The sequence below is a fragment of the Rhizobacter sp. genome (genome assembly GCF_032229685.1).
In the GTDB taxonomy this organism is placed as follows: domain Bacteria; phylum Pseudomonadota; class Gammaproteobacteria; order Burkholderiales; family Burkholderiaceae_C; genus LMDS01.
On the sequence record NZ_JAVTWP010000010.1, the window covers coordinates 301,582 to 326,772 of the forward strand.

Sequence of the window (25,191 nt, forward strand, 5' to 3'; positions counted from 1 at the left end):
ATGCGGTGGCCGCTAGCGCTCGCACACCAGGAACACCGTGGCCAGGGGCGGCACGGTGAGTGAGATCGAGTGCTCGCGGCCATGTGCCGCCACCGACTCGGAATGCAGCGGCGCGTTGTGCACGCCGCTGCCGCCGTAGACCACGGCGTCGGTGTTGATCAGCTCGTGGTAGGTGCCCGCTGCCGGCACGCCGATGCGGTAGCCATGCCGCACCACGGGCGTGAAGTTGCACACGGCCACCACGAAGCTGCCACCTGTCGCGTGGCGCGTGAACGAGATGACGGAGTTCTTCGCGTCGTCGTGGGCGATCCAGGCAAAACCGTCGGGCGTGAAGTCGAGCTGGTGCAGCGCGGCCTGCTGGCCGTACACGATGTTCAGATCACGCACGAGCCGCTGCGTGCCGCTGTGCAGCGGCTGGTCGAGCAGGTGCCAGGGCAGGCTGGTCTCGGCATTCCACTCGCTCGTCTGCGCGAACTCGCCGCCCATGAACAGCAGCTTCTTGCCTGGGTGCGCCCACATGAAACCGTAGTAGGCACGCAGGTTGGCAAAACGCTGCCATTCGTCGCCCGGCATGCGCCCGAGCAGCGAGCCCTTGCCGTGCACCACTTCGTCGTGCGAGAGCGGCAGCACGAAGTTCTCGGTGAAGGCGTAGACCAGCCCGAAGGTCATCTTGTGGTGGTGGTACCTGCGGTGCACCGGGTCTTCGCTCATGTACGACAAGGTGTCGTTCATCCAGCCCATGTTCCACTTGTAGTGAAAACCGAGGCCACCACTTTGCAGATCATCACTCGGCGGGCGCGAGACCGACGGAAACGCGGTCGACTCTTCGGCGACCGTGACGGCCTCGGGCCGCTGCGTGCCGATGATCTGGTTCATGCGCCGCAGGAAGTGGATCGCCTCCAGGTTCTCGCGGCCGCCCAGGTGGTTGGGCACCCACTCGCCTTCCTTGCGGCTGTAGTCGCGGTAGAGCATCGAAGCGACGGCGTCGACGCGCAGCGCGTCCACGCCAAACCGTTCGATCCAGTAGAGCGCGTTGCCGACCAGGTAGTTGCGGACCTCCGAGCGGCCGAAGTTGTAGATCAGCGTCTGCCAGTCTTGGTGAAAGCCTTCGCGCGGGTCGGCGTGTTCGTAGAGCGGCGTGCCGTCGAACTGCGCCAGGCCGTGCGCGTCGGTCGGAAAGTGGCCCGGCACCCAGTCGACGATCACACCGAGGCCGGCTTCGTGCGCGGTGGCGACGAAATGGCGAAAGTCTTCCGGCGTGCCGAAGCGCGCGGTCGGCGCATACAGGCCCGTCGGCTGGTAACCCCAGGAGCCGTCGAACGGGTGTTCGTTGACCGGCAGCAGCTCGATGTGCGTGAAGCCGAGCTCGCGCACATACGGAACCAGTTGTTCGGCCAGCTCGCGATACGTCAGCCAACGATCGCCCTCTTCGGGCACGCGCCGCCACGAACCCAGGTGCACTTCGTAGACGCTGATCGGCGCGCCGAGCGCATTGGCCGACTGGCGCTGTTCGTTGGGTTGCACGACACCCGGCAAGCCTTGCACCACCGACGCCGTCTGCGGCCGCAGCTCGCCGCGGAAAGCGAGCGGGTCGGCCTTGAGGTTTACGCTGCCGTCGGCGCCTTTCACTTCGAGCTTGTAGAGGTCGCCGGCACCGACATGCGGAACGAAGATCTCCCACACGCCGCACTCGGGCCGCAGCCGCATCGCGTGGCGGCGACCGTCCCAGTTGTTGAACGCGCCGACCACCGACACGCGCTGCGCGTTCGGCGCCCACACGGCGAAGCGTGTGCCCGGCACGCCGTCGATCGCCACCGGGTGCGCGCCGAGCTGTTCGTAGGGTCGGTGGTGCGTGCCTTCGCCGAGCAGCCACAAGTCCATCTCGCCGAGCAGCGGGCCGAAGCGGTACGGGTCTTCGAGCACCTGGCGGTGGCTGCCCCAGTCGATCTCGAGCTGGTAATTGAGCCGCTCGGGGTGCGGCGTGAGAAAGGCCTCGAACACGTCGGACGTGCCGACGCGGTAGAGCGTGGCCACGTGCCGCTGCCCGGGCTTTTCGAGCACCCGCACTTCACGCGCGCCGGGCAGCAGCGCGCGGATCACCCACGCCCCTTCGTGCGGGTGCAGGCCCAGCACCGCGAACGGTTCGCGGTGCTCGCCGGCCATCAGCGCAGCCACCGTCGTGTCGTTGAACATGGCTCAGTGGCGCAACGTGGCGAATGCGCGGGTGAAGAAGTCGGTGCCGCCAAAGTTGCCAGACTTCAGCGCGAGGTGCAAACCCGACGCTGCGGCGGGCGAAGCCGCATGGCACCAGGGCACGCCGGGGTCGATCTGCGGGCCGATGCGCATCTGCGTGATGCCGAGCGCCTGCACACACGCGCCCGAGGTTTCGCCACCGGCCACGACGAGTTGCGCCACACCACGTTCGACCAGCCCGCGCGCGACGCGGCCGAGCGTGTCTTCGACCAGCGCGCCGGCCTGCTCGACACCGAGGCGCTGCTGCACTTCACGCACCGCCTCGGGCGCAGCCGTGGCGTACACCAGCACCGGGCCGCGCGACAGCTTCGGCACGGCCCAGGCGAGCGCTTCGGCGGCCACGTCGGCGCCCGCGGCGATGCGCAAGGGCGCGACTTCGAAAGCTTCGCCACCCGCTTGCCGAAATGCCGCCACCTGCGCCTGCGTGGCCGCCGAGCAGCTGCCCGACACGATGGCCTGCGTGCCGCCCGCCGCCGGCAGACGCGCCGCTTCAGCCGCAGGCTCGATGCCGAACTGGGCCGGCAGGCCGATCGCAAGGCCCGAGCCTGCCGTCATCAGCAACTCGCCTTTCAGCGCTTCGGCGAGGTGCCAGAGGTCGGCGTTGTCGACGGCGTCGGCGATCGCAAGCGTCGTGCCTTGCGTCTTGAGCGCCTCGATGCGCGCACGAATGGCCGCCGCGCCGGCAGCCACCGTGCTGCGCTCGATCAAACCGACCCGGCGCCCGCGCGCCACGCTCAACTGCGCCTGCATCACGCGCACGAGGTTCGCGTCGGTCATCGGCGTGAGCGGGTGGTGGCGCATCGGGCTGTCCGACAGCAACAGGTCACCGACGAACAGGTGGCCCTTGAACACCGTGCGCCCGTTTTCCGGGAAGGCCGGCGTGACCACGCAGAACGGCGCATCCAGCTCGTCCATCAGCGCTTCGCTGACCGGGCCGATGTTGCCCTGCGCGGTGGAGTCGAAGGTCGAGCAGACCTTGAAGTAAATCTGCGTCGCGCCCTGCGCCCGCAGCCAGCGGAAGGCCGCGAGCGACTGCGCCACCGCCTCGGCCGGTGCGATGGTGCGCGACTTCAGCGCCACCACCACCGCGTCGGCGGCGTCGGCCAGCGGCCCGCTCGGCACGCCGATGGTCTGCACCACGCGCATGCCCGCGCGCACCAGGTTGTTGGCGAGGTCGGTCGCGCCGGTGAAATCGTCGGCGATGCATCCGAGTTGAACCATGCCGTGAGTCTATCGGGAACGCCGTGCGCGCCGGCCGCCGCCTGCGTCAATGGGTCATCAGCTTCTTGCGGCGCTCGACCAGCCGCATGATCATCGGCGTGAAGATCAGCTGCATCGCCAGTTCCATCTTGCCGCCCGGCACCACCAGCGTGTTGGCGCGCGACATGAACGAGTCGTGCAGCATGCTCAGCAGGTAGGGCATGTCGATGCCCTTGGGGTTGGCGAAGCGGATCACCACCAGGCTTTCGTCGGCCGTCGGAATGGTGCGCGCGATGAACGGGTTGGAGGTGTCGACCACCGGCACGCGCTGAAAGTTGATGTGCGTGCGCGTGAACTGCGGGCAGATGTAGTGCACGTACTCGTGCATGCGGCGCAGGATCACGTCGGTCACGGCTTCGGTCGAATAACCACGCGTGCTCTTGTCGCGGTGGATCTTCTGGATCCACTCGAGGTTGATGACCGGCACCACACCGATCAGCAGGTCGGCGAACTTCGCCACGTCGAAACTTTCGGTGCAGATGCCTCCGTGCAGGCCTTCGTAGAACAACAGCTCGCTCTCGGGCAACGGTTCCCACGCGGTGAAGGTGCCGGGCTCCTGCCCGTAGGGCGCGGCCTCCTCGGCGTTGTGAAGGTATTTGCGGCTCTGGCCGGTGCCACTTTCGGCGTAGTCGCGGAACAGTGCTTCGAGCTCGGCGAACAGGTTGGCCTCGTCGCCGAAATGGCTGAAGTGCAGGTTGCCTTTGGCCTCGGCCTCGGCCATCGCGATCTTCATCGCCTTGCGGTCATGGCGGTGAAAACTGTCGCCTTCGACGATGGCGGCCGCCACGCTCTCGCGCCGGAAGATGTTCTCGAAGGTGCGCGTGACCGATGTGGTGCCGGCGCCCGACGAGCCGGTGATCGAGATGATGGGGTGTTTGGCAGACATCGTCGGCTCCGCAAGAGATCAATCAGTCGGCCAGCGCGAACAGGCCCCGCTTGCCGAACAGCGGGGAGCTGTAGGTGTCGGCAGGTTCTTCGGCATGGTAGGCCTCGATGCGCGCCACTTCTTCGGCCGAGCCGAACACGAAACCGATGCGCTGGTGCAGCGATTCGGGCTGAACCTCGAGCAAACGGGTGCGGCCGTTGCTCGCGCGGCCACCGGCCTGCTCGATCAGGAACGAGATCGGGTTCGCTTCGTAGAGCAGGCGCAGGCGGCCGGGCTTGCCCGGGTCTTTGGTGTCGCGCGGGTACATGAACACACCGCCGCGCATCAGGATGCGGTGGGTCTCGGCCACGAGCGAAGCGATCCAGCGCATGTTGAAGTCGGCACCGCGCGGGCCTGGCGCGCCGGCCAGACATTCGTCGACGTAACGTTTCACCGCGGGTTCCCAGAAGCGGCTGTTCGACGCATTGATCGCGAATTCGCGTGTCTTCTCGGGGATGCGCAGGTTCGGGTGGCTGAGCACCCATTCGCCCAGCATCGGCTCGAGCGTGAAAGCATGCGTGCCCTTGCCCAGCGTGAGCACCAGCATGGTCGACGGGCCGTAGATCGCGTAGCCGGCGCAGACCTGCTGTGTGCCGGGTTTCAGAAAGTCAGCCGCGCACGCGTCTTCGCCCGGCGTGTCGCTGCGCACGATCGAGAAGATGCTGCCGACCGAGACATTCACGTCGATGTTGGACGAGCCGTCGAGCGGGTCGAACATCAGCAGGTACTTGCCGCGCGGGTGTTGTTTCGGCAAGGTGTAGACCTCGTCGAGTTCTTCCGAGACCATGCCGGCCACGTGCCCGCCCCACTCGTTGGCGCGCAGGAAGATGTTGTTGCTCATCACATCGAGTGTCTTCTGGTCTTCGCCCTGCACGTTGTCGGTGCCGGCGCTGCCGAGCACGCCGCCGAGCGCGCCGTAGGCCACCTTGCGCGAGATCGCCTTGCAGGCCAGCGACACATCGGTGATGAGCGCGTTCAGGTCGCCGGTGGCGCCCGGGGCGCGGCGCCGCTCTTCGATGAGGAACTGGGTCAGGGTGGCTCTACCGCCGGTGGGCATGGTGCGCTCCTCTACGGGGTGTCATTCGGCGAGTGCAGGCTGAAGCCCGTTCATCAGGCCTTGCAGCAGCTGCTGGGGTTCGGCCACCCGCCATGGGCGCAGGTGCTCCGGCACACCGCCATGGCCGTAGCCCCAGGCCACCAGCGCCGAAGGGCAACCGGCGTGGGCCGCGGCCAGCATGTCGGGCGCGCTGTCGCCGACCATCAACAGGCGCGCGGGCGACACCGCCAGGCGCTGCGCTGCAGCGAGCAGCAGGCCGGGGGCCGGCTTGCGCAGTTCGGCGCTGTCGGCACCGTGCACCGAGACCGTGAAGGCACTCAGGCCGGCCGCGTCGAGCACGGCATGCGCGAGGTGGCTGGGCTTGTTGGTGACGACGACCATCGGGAACCGCCGGTGCAGGCTGGCCAGCAACTCGTGGACGCCGTCGAAGACACGCCCGTGGGCGAGCGGCGCGGCCAGCGTGTGCAGGTCGAAGCCGCGCCGCAAGCCGGCACGCAGCTCGGGCGGTGCGTCGCCCAGCCCTTGCGCGGCGAGCGCCCGCAGGATCAGCGCGTCGGGCCCGTCGCCGACCCAGGCGCGCCCGGTCGTCAGGTCGAAGCGCTGCAGGCCTGCCCGGCACAAGGCTTCGTCGAGCGCCGCCGCGATGTCGGGCGCGCTGTCGACCAGGGTGCCGTCGAGGTCGAAGGCGATGGCCTTGATCATTGCAGCGTCACCCGCGCATGCCGGCCGGCGAGCGCCTGCGTGCGGATCGCGTGGATCGACTGCTGGTAGCGCCCGCCCGTGAACACGGCCGAGCCGGCGACCAGGGTGTCGGCACCGGCACTGCCGATGCGTTCGGCGTTCTCGGCCTTCACGCCACCATCGACTTCGAGCCAGATGTCGCGCCCGGTCGCTTCGATGCGTTTGCGCACCGCTTCGATCTTCGGCAAGGTGCTCTCGATGAAACTCTGGCCGCCGAAGCCGGGGTTGACCGACATCAGCAGCACCAGATCGAGCCTTTCGAGCACATGGTCGAGGCAATGCAATGGTGTCGCGGGGTTCAGCACCAACCCGGCCTTCAAGCCCAGCGACTTGATGAGCTGCAGGCTGCGGTCGACATGCTCGCTCGCTTCGGGGTGAAAGCTGATGATGTCGGCACCCGCCTGCGCGAACATCGTGATCAGCGCGTCGACCGGCTTGACCATCAGGTGCACGTCGATCGGCACGTGGCTGCTGTCGCTCCTGCAATACGGCCGGATGGCCTGGCACACCAGCGGGCCGGCGGTCAGGTTCGGCACATAGTGGTTGTCCATCACGTCGAAGTGGATCAGGTCGGCACCGGCGTCGATCAGCGCGGTGACCTCTTCGCCGAGCCGCGCGAAGTCGGCCGAGAGCAGGCTGGGCGCGATGCGCATTGTGCCGATCATGCGCGGCGCTCGGTGGGGCGCGGGGCGCGGTCTCGGCGGTCGCGCCGCACCAGTTCTTCGAAGCCGAGCCAGGCGTTCGAGGCGAGCTGGTCACCCGGCTCGCCCGGCAGCGGGTGGTCGGGGTCGCCAAGGTGCGGCAGCACCAGGTCGGCGGCCGAGAAGTCGTTGCCTTCGGTCCAGAAGTTGGGCGTGACCACGGTCCAGAGGCCGGCCGCGATCGCGGCGCGCATGCCGTTGGGCGAGTCTTCGAAAGCGATCGCACGCTCGGGGTCGAGCCCGAGGCGGTTCAACGCGAGCTGGTAGATGTCGGGCGCGGGCTTCTTGGCCCGCACCTCGTCGCCGCAGGCGATCACGCAGAACAGTTCGAGCCCGCGCGCGCCGAGCGTCGATTGCAGCAGCTTGTCGATGTTGACGGCCGTGGTCGTGCTCGCGATCGCCAGCCTGCAACCCGCCGCGGCCGCTTCGTCGAGCAGGCGTTGCACGCCGGTGCGCAGCGGCACCGCACCGTCGTTGACGAACGAGCTGTAGAAGCGTGTCTTCTCGGCGTGGATGTCGGACACCAGCAGGTGCAGGCGACGGCGCTCGGCGGCGCCCAGCGCCAGCGTGTCGATGTACGAGGCCATGCGTTCCTTGCCCCCGGTGATCTTCAGCAGCTCGCGGTACTCAGAAGGTTCCCAGACCCAGCCCAGCCGGTAGCGCTCGAAGGCGAGGTTGAAGGCCACACGGTGCGCCTCTTCGGTGTCGGCCATCGTGCCGTCCACGTCGAAGATCAGTGCTTCGATGGCCATCTCAGTCTCCTTTCAAAGAGGCCGCGCCGAACACGCGGCTGGCCAGGATGTCTTCGGCCTGCAAGGTGCAGAGCTGCTCGCGCGTGAGCACGGCATCGGTCGTGAACAGGCGCGTGGCGTGGCGCAGCCGGATGCGGTCGAGCGCATTGCGGATCGAGCGTGCGTTGGCGAAGTGCGGCTGCTGGCGCCGCAGGCTCACGTAGCGGCCGAACGCGGGCTCGGCCGTCGCGTCGAAGCGGTAGTTCAGCTGGCCCAGCATCAGCTGCGCGATCTGCATCAGCTCGGCTTCGCTGTAGTCGGGGAAGTCGATGTGGTGCGCGATGCGCGAAGCCATGCCCGGGTTGCTGCCGAAGAACGTGTCCATGCGGTCCTTGTAGCCGGCCAGGATCACGACCAGGTCGTCGCGGTGGTTCTCCATCACCTGCAGCAGGATCTCGATCGACTCCTGGCCGTAGTCGCGCTCGTTCTCGGGCTTGTAAAGGTAGTAGGCCTCGTCGATGAAGAGCACGCCGCCCATCGCCTTCTTCAGCACTTCTTTCGTCTTGGGCGCCGTGTGGCCGATGAACTGGCCGACGAGGTCGTCGCGCGTCACCGCCACGAGGTGGCCCTTGCGCACGTAGCCGAGCTGCTTGAGCACTTCGGCCATGCGCAGCGCAACGGTCGTCTTGCCGGTGCCGGGGTTGCCGGTGAAGCACATGTGCAATGACGGCGGCGACGACTGCAGGCCCTGTTCGTCGCGCAGCTTGTCGATCAGCAGCAGCGCGGCGACGTCGCGGATGCGGCCCTTCACGGGCGCCAGACCGACGAGCTCGGCGTCGAGCTGGTCGAGCACGGCGCGCACGCCGGACGCTTCGAGCATCTGGCTCGGCGTGGTGGTGAGGGCGGCCGTGTTGGCCGGGGCGTTCATGGCGGTGGTGCGCTGCGCAGGTCAGTACCGTTCGCCTTCGCCTTGCGACGAAACCGAATAGCTCTCGGTCGTGTAGCCGATGTTTCGGCCGCCCTGTTCGCTGCGCACCAGCCTGAAGCCGGGTTCGGTCGCAGGACGATTGACGATGAAGGACATGCGCACCGACTCGACGCCCTGCGTCGAATCGAACGCCGTGACGCGCACGTAGTGGCTCGGGAAGGCTTTGCGACAGGCGTTGATCTCTTGCAGGATGCCGGCAGGGTCCTTCAGGTCGAACATCGGGTTGCCATGCATCTCCCAGTAGGTGTTGCGCGGGTGCGGGTCGTCGGTGTATTCCACGCCGACCGCATAGCCCTGCTTCAGCGCGTACTCGATCTGCATCGTGATCTGCGCATCGGTCAGGTCGGGCAGAAAGGAAAACTGGCCCTGGGTGATGCGCTTGCCGTGGTTGGTCATCATGGTCGTCGTTCCTTCAAGCAGAGGCGGTTGCGGTGGCCACGAAGTCGGCCGTGTCGGTCGATTCGAAGTTGAAGCTCACGTCACCCCACGTGTCGAGTGCGGCCTTCAACGGCGAGCACCACTTCCCCGCATCTTTGAGAATCTGCGGCCCCTCGTTCCAGATGTCGCGCCCCTCGTTGCGCGCCAGCACCATGGCTTCCAGTGCAACGCGGTTTGCGGTGGCGCCCGCCTGGATGCCCTGGGGGTGGCCGATCGTGCCGCCGCCGAACTGCAACACCACGTCGTCGCCGAGGTAGGTGAGCAACTGGTGCATCTGCCCGGCATGGATGCCGCCCGAAGCCACCGGCATCACCTTGTTCAGCGAGGCCCAGTGCTGCTCGAAGAAGAGGCCCTTCTCGAGCTGCATCGGCGTGTGCGTGTCGAGCAGCGTGTCGTAGAACCCGCGGATCATCTGCGGGTCGCCTTCGAGCTTGCCGACCACGGTGCCGGCGTGGATGTGGTCGACACCCGCCATGCGCATCCACTTGCAGATCACGCGGAAGTTCATGCCGTGGTTCTTCTGCCGCGAGTAGGTGCTGTTGCCTGCGCGGTGCAGGTGCAGGATCATGTCGTTCTTGCGCGCCCAGAGCGCCATGCTCTGGATCGCGGTGTAGCCGATCACCAGGTCGATCATGATGATCACGCTGCCCAGGGTCTTGGCGAACTCGGCGCGCGCGTACATCTCTTCCATCGTGCCGGCGGTCACGTTGAGGTAGTGGCCCTTGACTTCGCCGGTGGCCGCACTCGCCTTGTTCACGGCTTCCATGCAGTACAGGAAACGATCGCGCCAGTGCATGAAGGGCTGCGAGTTGATGTTCTCGTCGTCCTTCATGAAGTCGAGCCCGCCCTTCAGCCCTTCATAAACCACGCGGCCGTAGTTGCGGCCCGACAGGCCGAGCTTGGGCTTGGTGGTGGCGCCGAGCAACGGGCGGCCGAACTTGTCGAGGCGCTCGCGCTCGACGATCACGCCGGTGGCCGGGCCCTGAAAGGTCTTGAGGTACGCGACCGGGATGCGCATGTCTTCGAGCCGCAGCGCCTTGACAGCCTTGAAGCCGAAGACGTTGCCGATGATCGACGCGGTGAGGTTGGCAATGGAGCCGCCCTCGAACAGGTCGATGTCGTAGGCGATGTAGGCGAAATACTGAGCGTCGGTCTTGGTGCCGGGGCCGGTGTTGGGAACCGCATCGACGCGGTAGGCCTTGGCGCGGTACATCTCGCAGGCGGTCAGCCGGTCGGTCCAGACCACCGTCCAGGTGGCGGTGGACGACTCGCCCGCCACCGCCGCGGCAGCCTCTTCGTGGTCGACACCTTCCTGAGGGGTGATGCGGAACATCGCGATCAGGTCGGTCTCTTTGGGCACGTAGTCGGGCTGCCAATAGCCCATCTGCTTGTACTTGAGGACACCGGCGCTGTAACGCTTCTTGCTGTCGGTGATCTGCGTCGCATCGTTCATGTGGCCCATGGGTACGCTCCTTGTTCGTTGGCTTCGATGGAATGTAAAAAGCCGCTATCATTTGCACCAGTTAATTGTTTTGCCAGACACATAGGCTTTTACTAATGCTCAAGAACGCCACTTTCCGGCAACTGGCTGCCTTCCACACGGTGGCGCGGCTGGGCAGCGTCTCGCGCGCGGCCGGGGAGCTGAACCTCACGCAGCCGGCGGTCTCGATCCAGCTGAAGCTGCTCGAAGACAGCGCCGGCGCACCGCTGCTCGAACGCCAGGGGCGTGGCGTGCGGCTCACCGAAGCGGGCGAGCTGATGGGCGCTTATGCCGCCCGCATCCTCGACCTCTGGCGCGAGGTGGGCGACGAGATGGCGGCGCAGCGTGGCGAGTTCTCGGGCACGCTGCGGGTCGGCGCGGTCACGACCGCCGAGTACCTGCTGCCGCCGCTGCTGGTCACGTTCGCGGCAGCGCACCCGAGCGTGAAGGTCAAGCTGCGCGTGGGCAACCGCGACGAGATCGTGCGCATGCTGTCAGGGCAGGAGACCGACCTCGCGATCATGGGCCGCCCGCCGGCCGAACTGAAGACCACTTCGGCCGCGTTCGCCAAACACCCGATGGGGTTTCTGGCTTCGCCGAAGCACCCGCTGATGGCCCGGCGCAGCGTGACGCTGGCCGAAGTGGTAGACGCGAACCTGCTCGTGCGCGAGCGCGGCTCGGGCACCCGCACCACGCTCGAGCGGCTCTACAAGGAAGCCGGGCTGCCGCTGCGCGTCGGCTCGGAGCTGTCGAGCAACGAGGCCATCAAGCAGATGTGCGTGGCGGGCTTCGGCGCCGCGTTCCTGTCACTCAACACCTGTGCGCTCGAACTCGACGCGGGCCTCCTGGCGCTGCTGCCGATGGCCGGCAACCCGCTCGAGCGCGACTGGTTCGTGATGCACCTCGCTTCGCGCCGGCTGCCGCAGGTGGCATCTGCGTTCAAGCAGTTCCTCACACAGGACGGCCAGCGCCTCATCAACGAGCGTGCCGGCGTGCAGCCTGCCACCACGAAGCGCGGCGCCCGCGCCGCCACCTTGAAACCCCGCACCGCCCAGAGCCAGAACGTACGTCAGGAGAAAGCCCGATGAAGTTGCCCACCGAATTTGCCCAGCGCCAGCGCCTGGCCGACGAGTTGCACGCGCGCCCGTTCGAGTCGGTCACCACGCCCGGCGCGGTGTTCTCGGTCGCCACACTGCGCAGCGGCCCGGCTGAAGACGCCGCCTGCCTCGCCCACCTGGCGCAGCTGCAGCCGGGCACGCCCGCGGCCGCCGCCGGCGCGACCCATCTCAGCCTGCACTGCGGCGCCGTGCGGGTGCGCTGGGAACGCCACACCGAGTTCTACAGCTTCACCTTCGTGAGCGACAGCGGGCCGGCCGAACTCGAAGGCTGCCTCGATCTGCACTGGCTCGATGCGCTGCCCGCGGGTTGGCTGGCCGCCCTGCCCGGGCCGATGATCGCGGCCACGCAGATCGCGCTGCTGCCGAGCCCGGGCGAACCACCGCACGTGCGCAGCGTGGCGCCGGTGTTCGGCAGCGAGGCGCTGGTGGGCAACCGCGTGGCCGACGGCGCAGCGACCGTCGTGACCGACCTGCGCTCGGTGCAGGGCGTGACCCGTTTCGTGGTCTTCGACCACGCGCTGAACCGGCGCCGCGCAGGCCGCATCGCCCAACGCCTGATCGAGCTCGACACCTACCGCATGATGGCGCTGCTGAGCCTGCCGGTGGCCTCGCAGCGCATGGCCGAACTCGCCGCCGAAGAAGAGCAGCTCGCTTCGCTGATGAACCGCTTTCGTGCCACCACCGGCGGTGACGAACCGCTGCTCGCCGAACTCACCGACCTCGCCGCGCGCGTCGAGCACGCGATGGCGCACCACGGTTCGCGCTTCTCGGCCACACAGGCCTACCGCGGCATCGTCGACCGCCGGCTCGCCGAAATGCGCGAACGGCCGGTGCCCGGCCTGCAGCCGCTGTCTGAATTTCTCGACCGCCGGTTTCGCCCGGCGATGGAAAGCTGCGCCGCGGCCTCTGCGCGGCAGGCACAACTCTCGGAGCGCATCGCGCGCGCAGCGCAGTTGCTGCAGACCCGCGCCGAAGTCGAACGCGAGCGCCAGAACCAGGCCTTGCTCGCATCGATGGACCGTCGTGCCGGCTTCCAGCTGCGTTTGCAGCAAACCGTCGAAGGCTTGTCGGTGATCGCGATGACCTACTACGGCGTCGGGCTCGGCGCCTACCTGTTGAAGCCGCTGGCCAAGGCCGCCGGCATCAACGAAGCGCTGGTCACGATGATCGCGGTGCCGGTGATCGGCCTGGCGGTGCTGTTCAACGTGCGGCGGGTGCGGCGCCACCTGATGCGGGAGCACAGCCAGGGCTGACCGCAGCCCGGCCCGGCCTACGCCCGCATCAGCGCGAACGCTTGCTTCACCCACCTTCTCTTGGCTATAGTAAGCCACATGGCTAACCAACAGACGCGGACTTCGGACGTGTTCAACGCCCTTGCCGACCCCACGCGCCGCCAGATCGTGGGTGCGCTCGGCAGCGGGCCGGCCTCGGTGACGTCGCTGGCGGCGCCGTTCTCGATGGCACTGCCGTCGTTCATGAAGCACTTGGCCGTGCTCGAACGCAGCGGCGTAATCCGCTCGAGCAAGGTCGGGCGCGTACGCACCTGCGAACTGCGGCCAAAGGCATTCACGCCGGCAGAGCAATGGCTGGCCGGACAGCGAGCGATGTGGGAAGCACGCAGCGATCGTTTGTCGGCTTTCGCCGAAAAACTTCACCAGGAGGAACTCTCTCGTGACCCAAACAAGCAACACCGGCGCTGAGCCACAGGATCTTGTCATCTCACGCCTCGTGAGCGCACCGCGGGCCTTGCTGTGGCGCGCCTGGACCGAACCCGCACTCCTCAAGGAATGGTGGTGCCCGAAGCCCTGGACCACCGAGGTGCGGGCCTTCGACCTGCGCGTCGGCGGCGCCTTCCACACGTTCATGCAAGGACCCGACGGCGGCAGCAGCGACAACCCGGGCTCGTTTCTCGAAATCGTGCCGCAGACCCGCATAGTCTTCACGTCGCTTCTGCTGGCCGACTGGCGCCCTGCCACGCCGTGGTTGCCGTTCACCGCCATCGTCACCATGGCCGACGAGCCGGGCGGCACCCGTTATGTCGCCACTGTGATGCACCCCGACAAAGCCACGAGCGACCGCCACGCCGAAATGGGCTTCTTCGAAGGCTGGGGCACCTGCATCGAGCAGTTGGAGGCGTTTGCGCAGCGCCTCGGCTGAAGGGCTGGCAGCGTGCCGCAGAAAACCGCTACGCTTGCTGTCTGCTGCAATCAGCACGACCGGCTCGCGCCGCCCTGGCCACATTGAAGGCAACGCACCATGAACTCACCCGACATCTTCGTTCTCTCTGCCACCCGCACCGCCATCGGCACCTTCGGCGGGGCGCTGAAAGACGTGCCGCTGACGCAGATCGCCACCACCACGGTGCGCGAGGCGATCGCCCGCAGCGGCGTGGCGGCGGCCGACATCGGCCACGTGGTGATGGGCAACGTGATCCCGACCGACGTGCGCGACGCCTACCTGTCGCGCGTGGCCGCCATCGAAGCCGGCATTCCTCACGAGACGCCGGCCTTCAACGTCAACCGCCTGTGCGGCTCGGCGCTGCAGGCGGTGATCTCGGCCGCGCAGTCGCTGATGCTCGGCGACGCCGAGTTCGCGATCGGCGCGGGCGCCGAATCGATGAGCCGCAGCCCCTACTTCATGCCCACCGCGCGCTGGGGCGCCCGCATGGGCGACGTGCAGACGCTCGACTACATGCTCGGCATCCTGCACGACCCGTTCCACAAGATCCACATGGGCATCACGGCCGAGAACGTGGCCGCGCGCGACGGCATCACGCGCGAGATGCAGGACGCGCTGGCGCTCGAGAGCCAGCGCCGCGCCGCGAAGGCGATCACCGAAGGGCGCTTCAAGTCGCAGATCGTGCCGGTCGAGATCGCCACGCGCAAAGGCACGGTCGTGTTCGACACCGACGAGCATGTGCGCGCCGATGTCACGGCCGAGCAGCTCGCGAAGATGAAACCGGCCTTCAAGGGCGACGGCTCGGTCACGGCCGGCAACGCCTCGGGCGTGAACGACGGCGCCGCCGCGCTGGTGCTCGCCACCGGCGGCGCAGTGAAAGCGCGCGGCCTGAAGCCGATGGCGCGGCTGGTCAGCTACGCGCAGGCCGGGGTCGACCCGAAGCTGATGGGGCTGGGCCCGATCCCCGCTTCGCGCCTGGCGCTCAAGCGCGCGGGCCTGACGGTGGCCGACCTCGACGTGATCGAGTCGAACGAGGCTTTCGCGGCGCAGGCCTGCGCCGTCACACGTGCACTCGAACTCGACCCGGCCAAGGTGAACCCGAACGGCTCGGGCATCTCGCTCGGCCACCCGGTGGGCGCCACCGGCGCGATCATCGCAACCAAGGCGCTCTACGAACTGCAGCGCATCAACGGGCGATACGCGCTGGTGACGATGTGCATCGGCGGCGGCCAGGGCATCGCGGTGATCTTCGAACGCGTCTGATGGCCGAGCCCACCGTCACGATGGACGGGCGGGTCGACCGCGACCCGCCCAGCCCCAAGGCGCAGCTCGTCTACCCGTTCGCCGGTCCGCCGGAGCGTGGCCACACGCTCGAAGTGGTACCCGGCGTGCGCTGGATCCGCATGCCGCTGCCCTATGCGCTGAACCACATCAACCTGTGGGCCCTCGACGACGGCGAAGGCTGGGCGCTGGTCGACACCGGCGTGCGCACCGAAGACTGCGCCGCCGCCTGGCGCGAGCAGTTCGCCAACGCACCCGACACGCGCCCGCTCACCCGCGTGTTCGTCACCCACATGCACCCCGACCACGTGGGCATGGCCGGCTGGCTCACGCGCAAGTTCGGGGTGCGCCTGTGGATGACGCCGCTCGAATACCTGAGCTGCCGCGCAATGGTCTCGGACACCGGGCGCGAAGCACCGCCCGACGCGATCGCGTTCTTTCACGCCGCCGGCTGGAGCGAAGCGGCCATCGAGACCTACCGCACCCGCTTCGGCAACTTCGGCAAGCACATCCACCCGCTGCCCGACAGCTTTCACCGGCTCGACGACGGGCAGGAGCTGCGCATCGGCGCGAACACCTGGCGCGTGATCGTGGGCACCGGCCATTCGCCGGCGCACGCCTGCCTGTACTGCCCGGCGCTCAAGGTGCTGATCTCGGGCGACCAGGTGCTGCCGCGCATTTCGTCGAACGTGTCGGTCTACCCCACCGAGCCCGATGCCGACCCGATGCGCGGCTGGCTCGAATCGCTCGCCAAGGTCAAACGCGAGGTGCCCGACGATGTGCTGGTGCTGCCGGCGCACAACGAGTGTTTTCGCGGGCTGCACGCGCGCATCGACGCGCTGTCCAACGGGCAGGAGCGTTCGCTTGAACGGCTGCGCCGCTCACTGCACGAGCCCAAACGTGCGGTCGACGTGTTCGGCGCGCTGTTCGCACGCAGCATCGGCGAAGCCGACGTGCCGCTGCTCGGCATGGCCACCGGCGAGAGCCTGGCCTGCCTGAACTACCTGATGTACCGCGGCGAGCTCAGCCGCGCGACCGACGCCGACGGCGTCGCCTGGTACCGCAGCGTCACGGCTCAAGGCTGAGCCGCACAAAACAAAACGCCGCCCACAGGGGCGGCGTTTGCCAATTCGTTAGTTGTTGTTTTTGTTGTTGAATCTTGTGGTTGCGAGGGCAGGATTTGAACCTGCGACCTTTGGGTTATGAGCCCAACGAGCTACCAGACTGCTCCACCTCGCGACTGAGCCTGTGACTATAGCACAGACGCGCCGCGCGAGCCCGCTTCACAGGCCGGCGCGACCCAATGTCTGGAGGAATCGCTCGCTGTTCTGGTAGCCGATGACGCGTGTGTCGGCGATCTCGCGGCCTTGTGCGTCGAAGAAGATCGTGCCGGGTGGGCCGAAGAGCTGAAAGCGCTTGAGCAGCTCGCGGTCGTTGCTGTTGTTGGCCGTGACGTCGGCCTTCAGCAGCAAGGCACCGGCGAGTTTTTTCTGCACCGCCGGGTCGACGAACGTGAAGCGCTCCATCTCCTTGCACGAGACACACCAGTCGGCATAGAAGTCGAGCATCACCGGGCGGCCGCTGGTGCGCAAGGCGTTGTCGAGTTCGGCCACGCTGCGCACCGGGTTGAACACCGGGCCGGCGTGGGCCGCGGCCGCGCCACCGCGGGCCGCGAGGTGCGACAGGGGTTGCAACGGGTCGGTGCCGCCCGAGGCCGCGCCCGCCAGCTGCAACAGCCCGCAGGCGGCGAGCACGGCGGCCACCGAACGGCGCCACAGGCTCTTCGACAGCTCGCCACGGTGCCCTCGGTGCTGGTGGTACGACACCAGCATCACGGCAGAGCAGATCAGCAGCGCGCCCCACAGCGCGAGCACCAGGCTCGCCGGCAGCACCGACTGCACGGTCCAGAGCGCCACCGCGAGCAGCAACAGGCCAAACAGGCGCTTCACCTCGGTCATCCAGCCACCCGCGCGCGGCAGCAGCGCGCCGGCCGACGCGCCGACCAGCAACAACGGGATGCTCATGCCCGCGGCCAGCGAGAACAACGCCGTGCCGCCGAGCCACACGTCACGCGTCTGGCTCAGGTAGACGAGCGCACCGGCCAGCGGCGCCGCCACGCAGGGGCTGACGATGAGCGCCGACACGCCGCCCATCGCGAACACGCTGGCGAAGCGCCCGGCCGGAAGGCTTTGCGAGGCCTTCGTGAGCCGGCCAGTCAGTGCGCTCGGCAACTGCAGTTCGTAGGCACCGAACATCGACAGCGACAGCGCCACCAACCCGGCCGCGAACAGGCTCAGCACCCAGGGGTTCTGCAGCGTGGCGGCCAGGCCTTCGCCTGCCAGGCCGGCCGCCACGCCGAGCGCGGTGTAGACCAGCGCCATGCCCAGCGAATAACTGAGCGCGAGCGAGAAACCGCGGCCGCGCGACACCTGCGCGCCCTGGCCGACGATGATCGACGAGAGGATCGGCAACATCGGCAGCACGCAAGGCGTGAGCGACAGCAGCACACCGGCGATGAAGAACACGCCGACGACCGGCCAGAACTTGCCGCTGCGCAGGGCGGCGTCCATGCCGGCGCCATCGGTGGGCGCGTTGCTGTCGGCAGCGGCGCTCGTCGCCGCCACCGGCGGCGCGCTCGGGTCGAGCGCAGCGTTCTCGGCAGCCGTCATCAGTCGCGCGCTGCCGTCGCCACCGTAGCCCGCCAGGCTGACCACCAGATCACGCTGCTGCGGCGGGTAACACAGGCCTTGGTCGGCGCAGCCCTGGTTCGACACCAGCAACTGGAACTTCGGCTCGGCTTGCGACACCGGTACCGTGATGCGCACCACGTCGCGGTGGGTCTCGACGTTCTTCTGGAAGGTCTCGTCGAACTTGACCTTGCCCGGCGGGATGTCGGGCGTGCCGAGCGTGGCGCCGTTGGCCACGAACTTGAACTGCTCGCGGTAGAGGTAGTAGTTTGGCGCCACCGTGAAGCTGACCTCGACGGTGCGTTCGTCGACCGCACGGGCAGCCAGCTTGAACGCCACGTTGGGGTCGAGGAACTCGTCGGCCGCGCGCACGGGCTGCAGGCAGGCGAGCACGAGCATCAGCGCAGCGGCGAGGCGCAGGCACCAGGTCGGGAGGTTCAGCGTGGGCATGCCGTGTCGAATCGTTCTTGTGCCTGAGAAGACCTTGGTCACGCGCCGAGGTTCCTGCTTACTTGAAGAAGCGCCGGCGCGTGAGCACCAGCGCGAGGTAGTAGCCGCCGACCGCGTACGCCGCGAGCACGCAGACCGGTCGGAACACGTCGCCGACGGGCGTGCCCAGGATCAGCGGGCGCACCAGTTCCACGGCGGCCGTGAGCGGCAGCACGTTCGCGACCGCCTGCAGCCAGCCCGGCATCTGCGAGATCGGGAAGTACACGCCCGACAAGAAGGTCATCGGCGTGATGACGAGCGTGAAGTAGTAGGTGAAGAAGTCGTAGCCCTTGGCCAGCGCGTTGAACACGAGCGCGACCGACGCGAACGTGATGCCGACCAGGCCGAGCAGCGGCAGCGCCAGCAGCATCGTCGGCTCGCGGCTGATGCCGAGCGCCCAGATCACGGCCATGATCGCGGCCACCGAGAACAGCGACTTGAAAGCCGCCCACAGCATCTCGGCGAACACGATGTCGTCGAGCGCGATCGGCGCGTTCATGATGCTGTCCCAGGTCTTCTGCATCTGCATGCGCGAATAGGCCGAGTACAGCGCTTCGAAGGTCGCAGCCAGTGCCGCGCTGACGACGATGCTGCCGGAAGCGAGGAACTGGATGTACGGCCGTCCGTCGATCTGGCCGATCATCGAGCCCAGGCCGTAGCCGAACGCCACCAGCGTGATCAGCGGCTCGGCGATGTTGCCGATCACGCTCGGCACGGCGAGCTTGCGCCACACCAGCAGGTTGCGCATGAACACCGGCCAGAAGCGGCGCGAGATGCTGGGCGGGGCGGTGAAAGAAACGAGCATGGGTGGGTCGATGGCTCAAGCGTCGTCGCGGATCTGCCTGCCGGTGAGCTTGAGGAACAGGTCTTCGAGGTTGGCCGGGCGGTGCAGGTAGCGCACGCTGTGATTCTCGGCCAGCGCGGCGAGCAGTGGCTTGGGGTCGTGCAGGTAGAAAAACACGGTTTCGCCGCTGGCTTCGACACGTTCGGCCAGCGCGCGGTGGGCCACGGCGAGTGCGGCAGCACCTTCGCCGTAAACCTCGACCACATCGGTTTCAAGGTGTTCGCGGATCAGCCCGCGCGGTGTGCCTTCGGCGATCTTGCGACCGTGGTCGAGCACGATGAGGCGGTCGCACAGGCGCTCGGCTTCGTCCATGAAGTGCGTCGTGAGCAGGATCGCCTTGCCTTGTTTGAGCAGGTCCTGCAGGCGCTCCCACATCAGGTGGCGGGCTTGGGGGTCGAGGCCGGTAGTGGGCTCGTCGAGCAACAGCAGGTCGGGGTCGTTGATCAGCGCGCGGCCCAGGCTCAGGCGGCGCTTCATGCCACCCGAGAGTTCACCGGGCTTGGCCGTGGCCTTGGCCTGCAGGTGCGCAAACGCCAGCAGTTTCGGGATGCGCTCTTCGATGACGGCCCTCGACAGCCCGAAGTAGCTGCCATAGACACGCAGGTTCTCGGCGCAGGTGAAGTCGGGGTCGAGGCTGTCGAATTGCGTCACGACACCGATGCGGTTTTTCGCTTCGCGCACACGCTGCGGTATCGGCAGGCCGAAAGCCTCGATGCGCCCGGCGTCAGGCCCGGTCTGGCCCAGGCACATGCGGATCGTGGTGGTCTTGCCGGCCCCGTTCGGCCCGATCACACCGAGGCATTCGCCGGGATGGATCTCGAGCGACAAGTCGTCGACGACCGTGGTGTCGCCGAACTTCTTGACCAGGTTCGACAAGGTCAGCAGCGGTGTGGGCATGGTGGTGCAGTCTGCCAAAGGCGCGCGAAACGTGCTGGCGCGCGCGCTTTCACCAGAAACGACAAAGGCCGGCGTGTGCCGGCCTTTGCGCTGGGGCGACGCGGCGCGTCCCGCCTGCTTACTCTTCTGCCTTGGCTTCCACGGCCACGGGCTCAGGCCGGTCGACCAGTTCGACAAACGCCATCGGCGCGTTGTCGCCGACGCGGAAGCCCATCTTCAGGATGCGGGTGTAGCCGCCCGGGCGCGCCTTGTAGCGCGGGCCCAGTTCGTTGAAGAGCTTGGTGACGATGTCGCGGTCACGCAGGCGGTTGAACGCCAGGCGGCGGTTCGCCAGCGTGGCTTCCTTGGCGAGCGTGATGAGCGGCTCGACGACGCGGCGCAGTTCCTTGGCCTTGGGGACCGTGGTCTTGATCGCCTCGTGCTGCAGCAGCGAGTTGCACATGTTGCGCAGCATCGCCTGGCGGTGCTCGCTGGTGCGGTTGAGTTTACGGAGGCCGTTACGGTGACGCATGGTGCTTTTCCTTTCTGACTAACTTATGGAGCTCCGGCCGTATCAGGTACCGGTGCTGTGCACGTGACGAGCGTTTAACGCTTGTCGAGGCCCTGCGGGGGCCAGTTTTCCAGCCGCGCGCCGAGCGTGAGCCCGCGCGAAGCCAGCACTTCCTTGATTTCGTTGAGCGACTTGCGGCCCAGGTTCGGGGTCTTCAGCAGCTCGGTCTCGGTGCGCTGGATCAGGTCGCCGATGTAGTAGATGTTCTCGGCCTTCAGGCAGTTCGCCGAACGCACCGTGAGCTCGAGCTCGTCGACCGGGCGCAGCAGGATCGGGTCGAACTGCGTGTTGCGCTGTTGCGGCGCGTCGAAGGCCGGGATGTCGTTCACATCGAGCTGCGCGAACACGGCGAGCTGCTCGACCAGGATCTTGGCCGAGTTGCGGATCGCTTCTTCGGGCGTGATGGCGCCGTTGGTCACGATTTCCATCACCAGCTTGTCGAGGTCGGTGCGCTGCTCGACGCGGGCGCTCTCGACCGTGTAGCTCACGCGGGCGACCGGCGAGAACGACGCGTCGAGAACGATGCGGCCGATCGACTTGGTCGGCTCGTCGCCGAAACGGCGCATCGTGCCGGGCACATAACCACGGCCCTTCTCGACCTTGATCTGCATGTCGAGCTTGCCGCCGTGCGACAGGTGCGCGATCACGTGCTCGGGGTTGATGATTTCCACGTCGTGCGGGGTCTGGATGTCGCCGGCCGTGACCGGGCCTTCGCCTTCCTTTCGCAGCACCAGCGTCACTTCATCGCGGTTGTGAAGGCGGAACACCACGCCCTTCAGGTTCAGCATGATGTGGACGACGTCTTCCTGCACACCGTCGATGGCGGAATACTCGTGCAGCACGCCGGCGATCGTCACTTCGGTGGGCGCATAGCCGACCATCGACGACAGCAACACGCGGCGCAGCGCGTTGCCGAGGGTGTGGCCGTAACCGCGCTCGAAGGGTTCGAGCGTGGCCTTGGCACGGTTGCCGCCGAGCGGCTCGACATGGATGGCTTTGGGTTTCAGCAGATTGGTTTGCATTGAAGTCCTGTTGGTCTCAATACCCTCGGCTCGTTACACCGATAAGGCTGATGGACAGCGCCGGGCGAGGAAAGCAGCTCCACTGCCGGCATATGGAGCATGAAAAACCGAGAAGCGGTGTCGGCGAACGCCGGCACCCGCTCTTCTGTTCGTTTATCGCGAGTACAACTCGACGATCAGCGCTTCCTTGATGTCGGAGCCGAATTCGTCGCGGTCGGGTGCCTTCTTGAAGATGCCTTCGAGCTTGGCGGCGTCGACGCTCACCCAGTTCGGCATGCCCTGGCCTTCGGCCAGTTTCAGCGCGTCGATGATGCGCAGCTGCTTCTTGGCCTTTTCGCGCACGGCGACGACGTCACCGGCCTTGACCAGGAACGAAGCGATGTTGACCACCGCACCGTTCACGGTGATCGACTTGTGCGACACCATCTGGCGCGCTTCGGCACGCGTGGAGCCGAAGCCCATGCGGTAGACGACGTTGTCGAGGCGCGATTCCAGCAGCAGCAGCAGGTTCGCACCGGTGTTGCCCTTGCGGCGCTCGGCTTCGGCGAAGTAGCGGCGGAACTGGCGCTCCAGGATGCCGTACATGCGCTTGACCTTCTGCTTCTCGCGCAGTTGCAGGCCGAAGTCGGACGTGCGGGTGCCCGATGTGCGGCCGTGCTGGCCGGGCTTGCTGTCGAACTTGACCTTGTCCCCGATCGGGCGGCGCGCGCTCTTCAGGAAAAGGTCGGTGCCTTCACGGCGGGAAAGTTTGCCCTTGGGGCCGAGATAACGTGCCACGTTGCTTCCTTGTATTCAATCTGACGCAGGCTGCCGGTGTGCGGCGCGGCTTGCGCGAGTCTGGCGAGTGTTGTTTTGTGCGCTCAGACGGTGGGCTTCAAGAAGACCGGTTCACTGCAAGAGATCAGCCGGCTTCAACGAAAAAGTCGGCGCAGCCCTGAAGGCGGCACCGACACGGGATCACGGCGACTGAAACGTCACCGTGAATCGATCAGATACGGCGGCGCTTTTGCGGGCGGCAACCGTTGTGCGGCACCGGCGTCACGTCGGAAATCGAGTTGATGCGAATGCCGAGCGAAGCGAGTGCACGAACCGACGACTCGCGGCCCGGGCCGGGGCCCTTGATCCGCACGTCGAGGTTCTTGATGCCCTGGTCTTGCGCTGCGCGGCCCGCCACTTCGGCAGCCACCTGGGCAGCGAACGGCGTGCTCTTGCGCGAGCCCTTGAAACCCTGGCCACCGCTGCTGGCCCAGGCCAGCGCGCCACCCTGGCGATCGGTGATCGTGATGATCGTGTTGTTGAACGACGCGTGCACGTGAGCGACGCCGTCCGCAACGTTCTTGCGGACTTTCTTGCGCACGCGTTGGGCGGCGGTGTTGACAGGTGCTTTAGCCATGTTGACCTTCTCTCAATCTTGTCTGGATGCCGTGGGGCGGTGAACGCTCGCGCGAATCACTTCTTGACCAGGGCGCCCGACTTGCGCGGGCCCTTGCGGGTGCGTGCATTCGTCTTGGTGCGCTGGCCACGGACCGGCAGGCCGCGGCGGTGACGGAAGCCGCGGTAGCAGCCCAGGTCCATCAGGCGCTTGATGTTGATCGACATCTCGCGGCGCAGGTCGCCCTCGATGGTGAGGCGGCCGATTTCTTCCCGGATCTTTTCCAGGTCGGTGTCGGTCAGGTCTTTCACCTTGCGATCAAACGGAACGCCGCTGTTGGTGCAGATCTTCTGCGCCGTGGTGCGGCCCACGCCGTAGATCGACGTCAGGCCGATCTCGGTGTGCTTGTGGGGCGGAATGTTGATGCCAGCAATACGTGCCATGTTGTTTCTCTCTTAGCCTTGACGCTGCTTGTGACGCGGGTCGGTGCAAATGACGCGCACGACACCCTTGCGGCGGATCACCTTGCAATTGCGGCACATTTTCTTGACCGATGCTGCGACTTTCATGCTCTCTCTCCTGGCCTCGTGAAGAGGCCTTCCAAAATTCGTTACTTGGCGCGGAACACGATCCGAGCGCGGCTCAGGTCGTAGGGCGTCAATTCGACAGTGACCTTGTCCCCCGGCAGGATGCGGATGTAGTGCATGCGCATCTTCCCGGAGATGTGACCGAGCACCACGTGCCCGTTCTCCAGCTTCACACGAAACGTGGCGTTGGGCAGATTCTCGAGAATCTCGCCCTGCATCTGAATGACATCGTCTTTCGCCATGGATGTCTTCAGGTCGCCTTGAAGTTAGCTTTTTTCAACAACGATTCGTACTGCTGGCTCATCACGTAACTCTGCACCTGGGCCCAGAAGTCCATCGTCACGACGACGATGATCAAGAGCGAGGTGCCTCCAAAATAGAACGGCACGTTGTACTTCAGCACCAGGAACTCGGGCAACAGGCACACGGCGGTGATGTAGATCGCACCGGCCAGCGTGAGCCGCGAAAGAATACGGTCGATGTGGCGCGCCGTCTGGTCGCCCGGGCGGATGCCCGGAATGAACGCGCCGCTCTTCTTCAGGTTGTCTGCGGTCTCACGGCTGTTGAACACCAGCGCCGTGTAGAAGAAGCAGAAGAAGACGATCGCGGCGGCATAGAGCAACACATAGATCGGCTGGCCCGGCGACAGCAGCGCCGCGATGTCTTTCAGCCAGCGGAAGCTGTCGCCGGTGGCGAACCAGCTCACCGCCGTGGTCGGCAGCAGGATGATCGACGAGGCGAAGATCGGCGGGATCACGCCCGACATGTTCAACTTCAGCGGCAGGTGCGACGACTGGCCGCCATACACCTTGTTGCCCACTTGCCGCTTGGCATAGTTGACGAGGATCTTGCGCTGGCCACGCTCGACGAACACCACCGCAAACGTCACCGCGCCGACCAGCAGTGTGATGAACAGCGCCGCAACGATGCTCATCGAACCCTGGTTCACCAGGCTCGCGAACTGGCCCAGCGCCCCCGGCAGGCCGGCAGCAATGCCACCGAAGATCAGGATCGAGATGCCGTTGCCCAGGCCACGCTCGGTGATCTGCTCACCGAGCCACATCAGGAACATCGTGCCGGCCACCAGGCTCACCACCGCCGTCATGCGGAAGCCGAAGCCGGGCGAGATCACCAGACCCGGAGAGCCTTCGAGGGCCAGCGCAATGCCGAGCGACTGGAACAAGGCCAGGCCGAGCGTGCCGTAACGGGTGTACTGCGTGATCTTGCGGCGGCCCGCTTCGCCTTCTTTCTTCAAGGCTTCGAGCGTGGGCACCACGTAGGTCATCAGTTGCATGATGATCGACGCCGAGATGTACGGCATGATGCCCAGCGCGAACACGGTGAAGCGCGACAGCGCGCCGCCCGAGAACATGTTGAACAGGCTCAGGATGCCGCCGGTCTGGCCCTTGAACAGCTGCGCGAGCTGGTTCGGGTCGATCCCGGGCACGGGAATGTGCGCGCCCAGGCGGTACACCACGAGCGCGAGCAGCAAGAAGACCAGCCGGCGACGCAGGTCGCCGAACTTGCCACTCTTGGCCAGTTGATTCGCGTTGGTTGCCACTGAGCTTGGGTTTCCGTTTTGAGCGTTTGGT

Annotated in this window: 27 protein-coding genes and 1 tRNA gene; 6 read left to right on the top strand and 22 right to left on the bottom strand. The window is 66.7% G+C overall.

Annotation, left to right across the window (positions count from 1 at the left end; genetic code table 11):
- Window positions 1–12: 12 nt before the first annotated feature.
- Genes glgB through AC30PD_RS05055 form a run of 10 tightly spaced genes read right to left on the bottom strand, consistent with a single transcriptional unit; the run spans window position 13 to window position 10,547 of the window.
- Entirely contained in the window at window positions 13–2,193 is a 2,181-nt protein-coding gene (gene glgB / locus AC30PD_RS05010) for a 1,4-alpha-glucan branching protein GlgB (protein ID WP_489534539.1), read from the bottom strand.
- Between the two features lie 3 nt (window positions 2,194–2,196).
- Window positions 2,197–3,474: a 3-oxo-tetronate kinase gene (gene otnK, locus AC30PD_RS05015; RefSeq protein WP_489534540.1), complete on the bottom strand. Its 1,278-nt coding sequence runs from the start codon at window positions 3,472–3,474 to the stop codon at window positions 2,197–2,199.
- Between the two features lie 46 nt (window positions 3,475–3,520).
- Window positions 3,521–4,399 (bottom strand): phosphoribulokinase, encoded by an 879-nt coding sequence (locus tag AC30PD_RS05020; RefSeq protein WP_489534541.1) that lies wholly within the window; start codon window positions 4,397–4,399, stop codon window positions 3,521–3,523.
- A gap of 22 nt (window positions 4,400–4,421) precedes the next feature.
- Window positions 4,422–5,495 (bottom strand): class 1 fructose-bisphosphatase, encoded by a 1,074-nt coding sequence (locus AC30PD_RS05025; protein ID WP_489534542.1) that lies wholly within the window; start codon window positions 5,493–5,495, stop codon window positions 4,422–4,424.
- Between the two features lie 21 nt (window positions 5,496–5,516).
- Window positions 5,517–6,197 carry an HAD-IA family hydrolase gene (locus tag AC30PD_RS05030; RefSeq protein ID WP_489534543.1) on the bottom strand — a complete coding sequence of 227 codons (681 nt, stop codon included), beginning with the start codon at window positions 6,195–6,197 and terminating at the stop codon, window positions 5,517–5,519.
- Window positions 6,194–6,901: a ribulose-phosphate 3-epimerase gene (gene rpe, locus AC30PD_RS05035; RefSeq protein WP_489534544.1), complete on the bottom strand. Its 708-nt coding sequence runs from the start codon at window positions 6,899–6,901 to the stop codon at window positions 6,194–6,196. Before rpe ends, AC30PD_RS05030 begins: the two co-directional genes overlap by 4 nt.
- On the bottom strand, window positions 6,898–7,689 hold the full coding sequence (locus AC30PD_RS05040) for an HAD-IA family hydrolase (protein WP_489534545.1): 792 nt from the start codon (window positions 7,687–7,689) through the stop codon (window positions 6,898–6,900). Before AC30PD_RS05040 ends, rpe begins: the two co-directional genes overlap by 4 nt.
- 1 nt (window position 7,690) lies before the next feature.
- Complete coding sequence (cbbX, locus tag AC30PD_RS05045; RefSeq protein WP_489534546.1) at window positions 7,691–8,596, bottom strand: CbbX protein; 906 nt, start codon at window positions 8,594–8,596, stop codon at window positions 7,691–7,693.
- 21 nt (window positions 8,597–8,617) lie between these two features.
- The gene (locus AC30PD_RS05050; protein ID WP_489534547.1) at window positions 8,618–9,055 is read right to left on the bottom strand and encodes a ribulose bisphosphate carboxylase small subunit; all 438 of its coding nucleotides are present in this window, start codon (window positions 9,053–9,055) and stop codon (window positions 8,618–8,620) included.
- Between the two features lie 13 nt (window positions 9,056–9,068).
- Window positions 9,069–10,547 (bottom strand): ribulose-bisphosphate carboxylase large subunit, encoded by a 1,479-nt coding sequence (locus tag AC30PD_RS05055; protein WP_489534587.1) that lies wholly within the window; start codon window positions 10,545–10,547, stop codon window positions 9,069–9,071.
- Between the two features lie 104 nt (window positions 10,548–10,651).
- On the opposite strand from AC30PD_RS05055, the gene AC30PD_RS05060 reads away from it, so the two are divergent.
- The 6 genes from AC30PD_RS05060 (at window position 10,652) to AC30PD_RS05085 (ending at window position 16,236) form a co-directional block, all read left to right on the top strand.
- Window positions 10,652–11,662, top strand: a complete 1,011-nt coding sequence (locus AC30PD_RS05060; RefSeq protein WP_489534548.1) for a LysR family transcriptional regulator — start codon at window positions 10,652–10,654, stop codon at window positions 11,660–11,662.
- On the top strand, window positions 11,659–12,945 hold the full coding sequence (locus AC30PD_RS05065) for a DUF3422 family protein (RefSeq protein WP_489534549.1): 1,287 nt from the start codon (window positions 11,659–11,661) through the stop codon (window positions 12,943–12,945). The genes AC30PD_RS05060 and AC30PD_RS05065 overlap by 4 nt, the downstream gene beginning before the upstream one ends.
- A 78-nt stretch (window positions 12,946–13,023) precedes the next feature.
- Entirely contained in the window at window positions 13,024–13,392 is a 369-nt protein-coding gene (locus AC30PD_RS05070) for an ArsR/SmtB family transcription factor (protein WP_489534588.1), read from the top strand.
- The gene (locus AC30PD_RS05075; protein WP_489534550.1) at window positions 13,364–13,849 is read left to right on the top strand and encodes an SRPBCC family protein; all 486 of its coding nucleotides are present in this window, start codon (window positions 13,364–13,366) and stop codon (window positions 13,847–13,849) included. The genes AC30PD_RS05070 and AC30PD_RS05075 overlap by 29 nt, the downstream gene beginning before the upstream one ends.
- Window positions 13,850–13,948: 99 nt before the next feature.
- Window positions 13,949–15,133, top strand: coding sequence for an acetyl-CoA C-acyltransferase family protein (locus AC30PD_RS05080; RefSeq protein ID WP_489534551.1), 1,185 nt, complete (start codon window positions 13,949–13,951; stop codon window positions 15,131–15,133).
- Window positions 15,133–16,236, top strand: coding sequence for an MBL fold metallo-hydrolase (locus AC30PD_RS05085; protein WP_489534552.1), 1,104 nt, complete (start codon window positions 15,133–15,135; stop codon window positions 16,234–16,236). Before AC30PD_RS05080 ends, AC30PD_RS05085 begins: the two co-directional genes overlap by 1 nt.
- Before the next feature lie 77 nt (window positions 16,237–16,313).
- On the opposite strand, the gene AC30PD_RS05090 is transcribed toward AC30PD_RS05085, so the two are convergent.
- The 12 genes from AC30PD_RS05090 to secY form a co-directional block, all read right to left on the bottom strand.
- Window positions 16,314–16,390: transfer RNA gene (locus AC30PD_RS05090), tRNA-Met, on the bottom strand.
- A gap of 44 nt (window positions 16,391–16,434) precedes the next feature.
- Window positions 16,435–18,288: a protein-disulfide reductase DsbD gene (dsbD, locus tag AC30PD_RS05095; RefSeq protein WP_489534553.1), complete on the bottom strand. Its 1,854-nt coding sequence runs from the start codon at window positions 18,286–18,288 to the stop codon at window positions 16,435–16,437.
- 58 nt (window positions 18,289–18,346) lie between these two features.
- Window positions 18,347–19,132, bottom strand: a complete 786-nt coding sequence (locus tag AC30PD_RS05100) for an ABC transporter permease (RefSeq protein WP_489534554.1) — start codon at window positions 19,130–19,132, stop codon at window positions 18,347–18,349.
- 15 nt (window positions 19,133–19,147) lie between these two features.
- The gene (locus AC30PD_RS05105; RefSeq protein ID WP_489534555.1) at window positions 19,148–20,068 is read right to left on the bottom strand and encodes an ATP-binding cassette domain-containing protein; all 921 of its coding nucleotides are present in this window, start codon (window positions 20,066–20,068) and stop codon (window positions 19,148–19,150) included.
- Window positions 20,069–20,186: 118 nt separating this feature from the next.
- Window positions 20,187–20,579, bottom strand: coding sequence for a 50S ribosomal protein L17 (gene rplQ / locus AC30PD_RS05110; RefSeq protein WP_489534556.1), 393 nt, complete (start codon window positions 20,577–20,579; stop codon window positions 20,187–20,189).
- A 74-nt stretch (window positions 20,580–20,653) separates the two neighbouring features.
- Window positions 20,654–21,640 carry a DNA-directed RNA polymerase subunit alpha gene (locus AC30PD_RS05115; protein WP_489534557.1) on the bottom strand — a complete coding sequence of 329 codons (987 nt, stop codon included), beginning with the start codon at window positions 21,638–21,640 and terminating at the stop codon, window positions 20,654–20,656.
- Between the two features lie 153 nt (window positions 21,641–21,793).
- A complete protein-coding gene (gene rpsD / locus AC30PD_RS05120) occupies window positions 21,794–22,417 on the bottom strand; it encodes a 30S ribosomal protein S4 (RefSeq protein ID WP_489534558.1) in 624 nt (207 codons plus the stop codon).
- 211 nt (window positions 22,418–22,628) lie between these two features.
- Complete coding sequence (gene rpsK, locus AC30PD_RS05125; RefSeq protein ID WP_489534559.1) at window positions 22,629–23,033, bottom strand: 30S ribosomal protein S11; 405 nt, start codon at window positions 23,031–23,033, stop codon at window positions 22,629–22,631.
- A 56-nt stretch (window positions 23,034–23,089) separates the two neighbouring features.
- A complete protein-coding gene (rpsM, locus tag AC30PD_RS05130; protein ID WP_489534560.1) occupies window positions 23,090–23,455 on the bottom strand; it encodes a 30S ribosomal protein S13 in 366 nt (121 codons plus the stop codon).
- A 12-nt stretch (window positions 23,456–23,467) separates the two neighbouring features.
- Window positions 23,468–23,581: a 50S ribosomal protein L36 gene (rpmJ, locus tag AC30PD_RS05135; protein WP_011830995.1), complete on the bottom strand. Its 114-nt coding sequence runs from the start codon at window positions 23,579–23,581 to the stop codon at window positions 23,468–23,470.
- Window positions 23,582–23,622: 41 nt separating this feature from the next.
- Window positions 23,623–23,841, bottom strand: coding sequence for a translation initiation factor IF-1 (infA, locus tag AC30PD_RS05140; protein WP_009855680.1), 219 nt, complete (start codon window positions 23,839–23,841; stop codon window positions 23,623–23,625).
- 8 nt (window positions 23,842–23,849) lie between these two features.
- Entirely contained in the window at window positions 23,850–25,160 is a 1,311-nt protein-coding gene (gene secY / locus AC30PD_RS05145; protein ID WP_489534561.1) for a preprotein translocase subunit SecY, read from the bottom strand.
- Window positions 25,161–25,191: the final 31 nt, after the last annotated feature.

What these genes read in the sequence shown, in the direction of transcription:
- AC30PD_RS05105 (WP_489534555.1), bottom strand. Translation starts at nt 20,068, where the DNA reads ATGCCCACACCGCTGCTGACCTTGTCGAACCTGGTCAAGAAGTTCGGC.
- AC30PD_RS05025 (WP_489534542.1), bottom strand. Translation starts at nt 5,495, where the DNA reads ATGCCCACCGGCGGTAGAGCCACCCTGACCCAGTTCCTCATCGAAGAG.
- AC30PD_RS05085 (WP_489534552.1), top strand. Translation starts at nt 15,133, where the DNA reads ATGGCCGAGCCCACCGTCACGATGGACGGGCGGGTCGACCGCGACCCG.
- AC30PD_RS05050 (WP_489534547.1), bottom strand. Translation starts at nt 9,055, where the DNA reads ATGATGACCAACCACGGCAAGCGCATCACCCAGGGCCAGTTTTCCTTT.
- AC30PD_RS05060 (WP_489534548.1), top strand. Translation starts at nt 10,652, where the DNA reads ATGCTCAAGAACGCCACTTTCCGGCAACTGGCTGCCTTCCACACGGTG.
- AC30PD_RS05030 (WP_489534543.1), bottom strand. Translation starts at nt 6,197, where the DNA reads ATGATCAAGGCCATCGCCTTCGACCTCGACGGCACCCTGGTCGACAGC.
- AC30PD_RS05080 (WP_489534551.1), top strand. Translation starts at nt 13,949, where the DNA reads ATGAACTCACCCGACATCTTCGTTCTCTCTGCCACCCGCACCGCCATC.
- rpsM (WP_489534560.1), bottom strand. Translation starts at nt 23,455, where the DNA reads ATGGCACGTATTGCTGGCATCAACATTCCGCCCCACAAGCACACCGAG.
- AC30PD_RS05070 (WP_489534588.1), top strand. Translation starts at nt 13,024, where the DNA reads ATGGCTAACCAACAGACGCGGACTTCGGACGTGTTCAACGCCCTTGCC.
- cbbX (WP_489534546.1), bottom strand. Translation starts at nt 8,596, where the DNA reads ATGAACGCCCCGGCCAACACGGCCGCCCTCACCACCACGCCGAGCCAG.
- glgB (WP_489534539.1), bottom strand. Translation starts at nt 2,193, where the DNA reads ATGTTCAACGACACGACGGTGGCTGCGCTGATGGCCGGCGAGCACCGC.
- AC30PD_RS05065 (WP_489534549.1), top strand. Translation starts at nt 11,659, where the DNA reads ATGAAGTTGCCCACCGAATTTGCCCAGCGCCAGCGCCTGGCCGACGAG.
- AC30PD_RS05040 (WP_489534545.1), bottom strand. Translation starts at nt 7,689, where the DNA reads ATGGCCATCGAAGCACTGATCTTCGACGTGGACGGCACGATGGCCGAC.
- AC30PD_RS05115 (WP_489534557.1), bottom strand. Translation starts at nt 21,640, where the DNA reads ATGCAAACCAATCTGCTGAAACCCAAAGCCATCCATGTCGAGCCGCTC.
- infA (WP_009855680.1), bottom strand. Translation starts at nt 23,841, where the DNA reads ATGGCGAAAGACGATGTCATTCAGATGCAGGGCGAGATTCTCGAGAAT.
- rpmJ (WP_011830995.1), bottom strand. Translation starts at nt 23,581, where the DNA reads ATGAAAGTCGCAGCATCGGTCAAGAAAATGTGCCGCAATTGCAAGGTG.
- otnK (WP_489534540.1), bottom strand. Translation starts at nt 3,474, where the DNA reads ATGGTTCAACTCGGATGCATCGCCGACGATTTCACCGGCGCGACCGAC.
- dsbD (WP_489534553.1), bottom strand. Translation starts at nt 18,288, where the DNA reads ATGCCCACGCTGAACCTCCCGACCTGGTGCCTGCGCCTCGCCGCTGCG.
- rplQ (WP_489534556.1), bottom strand. Translation starts at nt 20,579, where the DNA reads ATGCGTCACCGTAACGGCCTCCGTAAACTCAACCGCACCAGCGAGCAC.
- rpsK (WP_489534559.1), bottom strand. Translation starts at nt 23,033, where the DNA reads ATGGCTAAAGCACCTGTCAACACCGCCGCCCAACGCGTGCGCAAGAAA.
- AC30PD_RS05055 (WP_489534587.1), bottom strand. Translation starts at nt 10,547, where the DNA reads ATGAACGATGCGACGCAGATCACCGACAGCAAGAAGCGTTACAGCGCC.
- AC30PD_RS05020 (WP_489534541.1), bottom strand. Translation starts at nt 4,399, where the DNA reads ATGTCTGCCAAACACCCCATCATCTCGATCACCGGCTCGTCGGGCGCC.
- AC30PD_RS05100 (WP_489534554.1), bottom strand. Translation starts at nt 19,132, where the DNA reads ATGCTCGTTTCTTTCACCGCCCCGCCCAGCATCTCGCGCCGCTTCTGG.
- rpe (WP_489534544.1), bottom strand. Translation starts at nt 6,901, where the DNA reads ATGATCGGCACAATGCGCATCGCGCCCAGCCTGCTCTCGGCCGACTTC.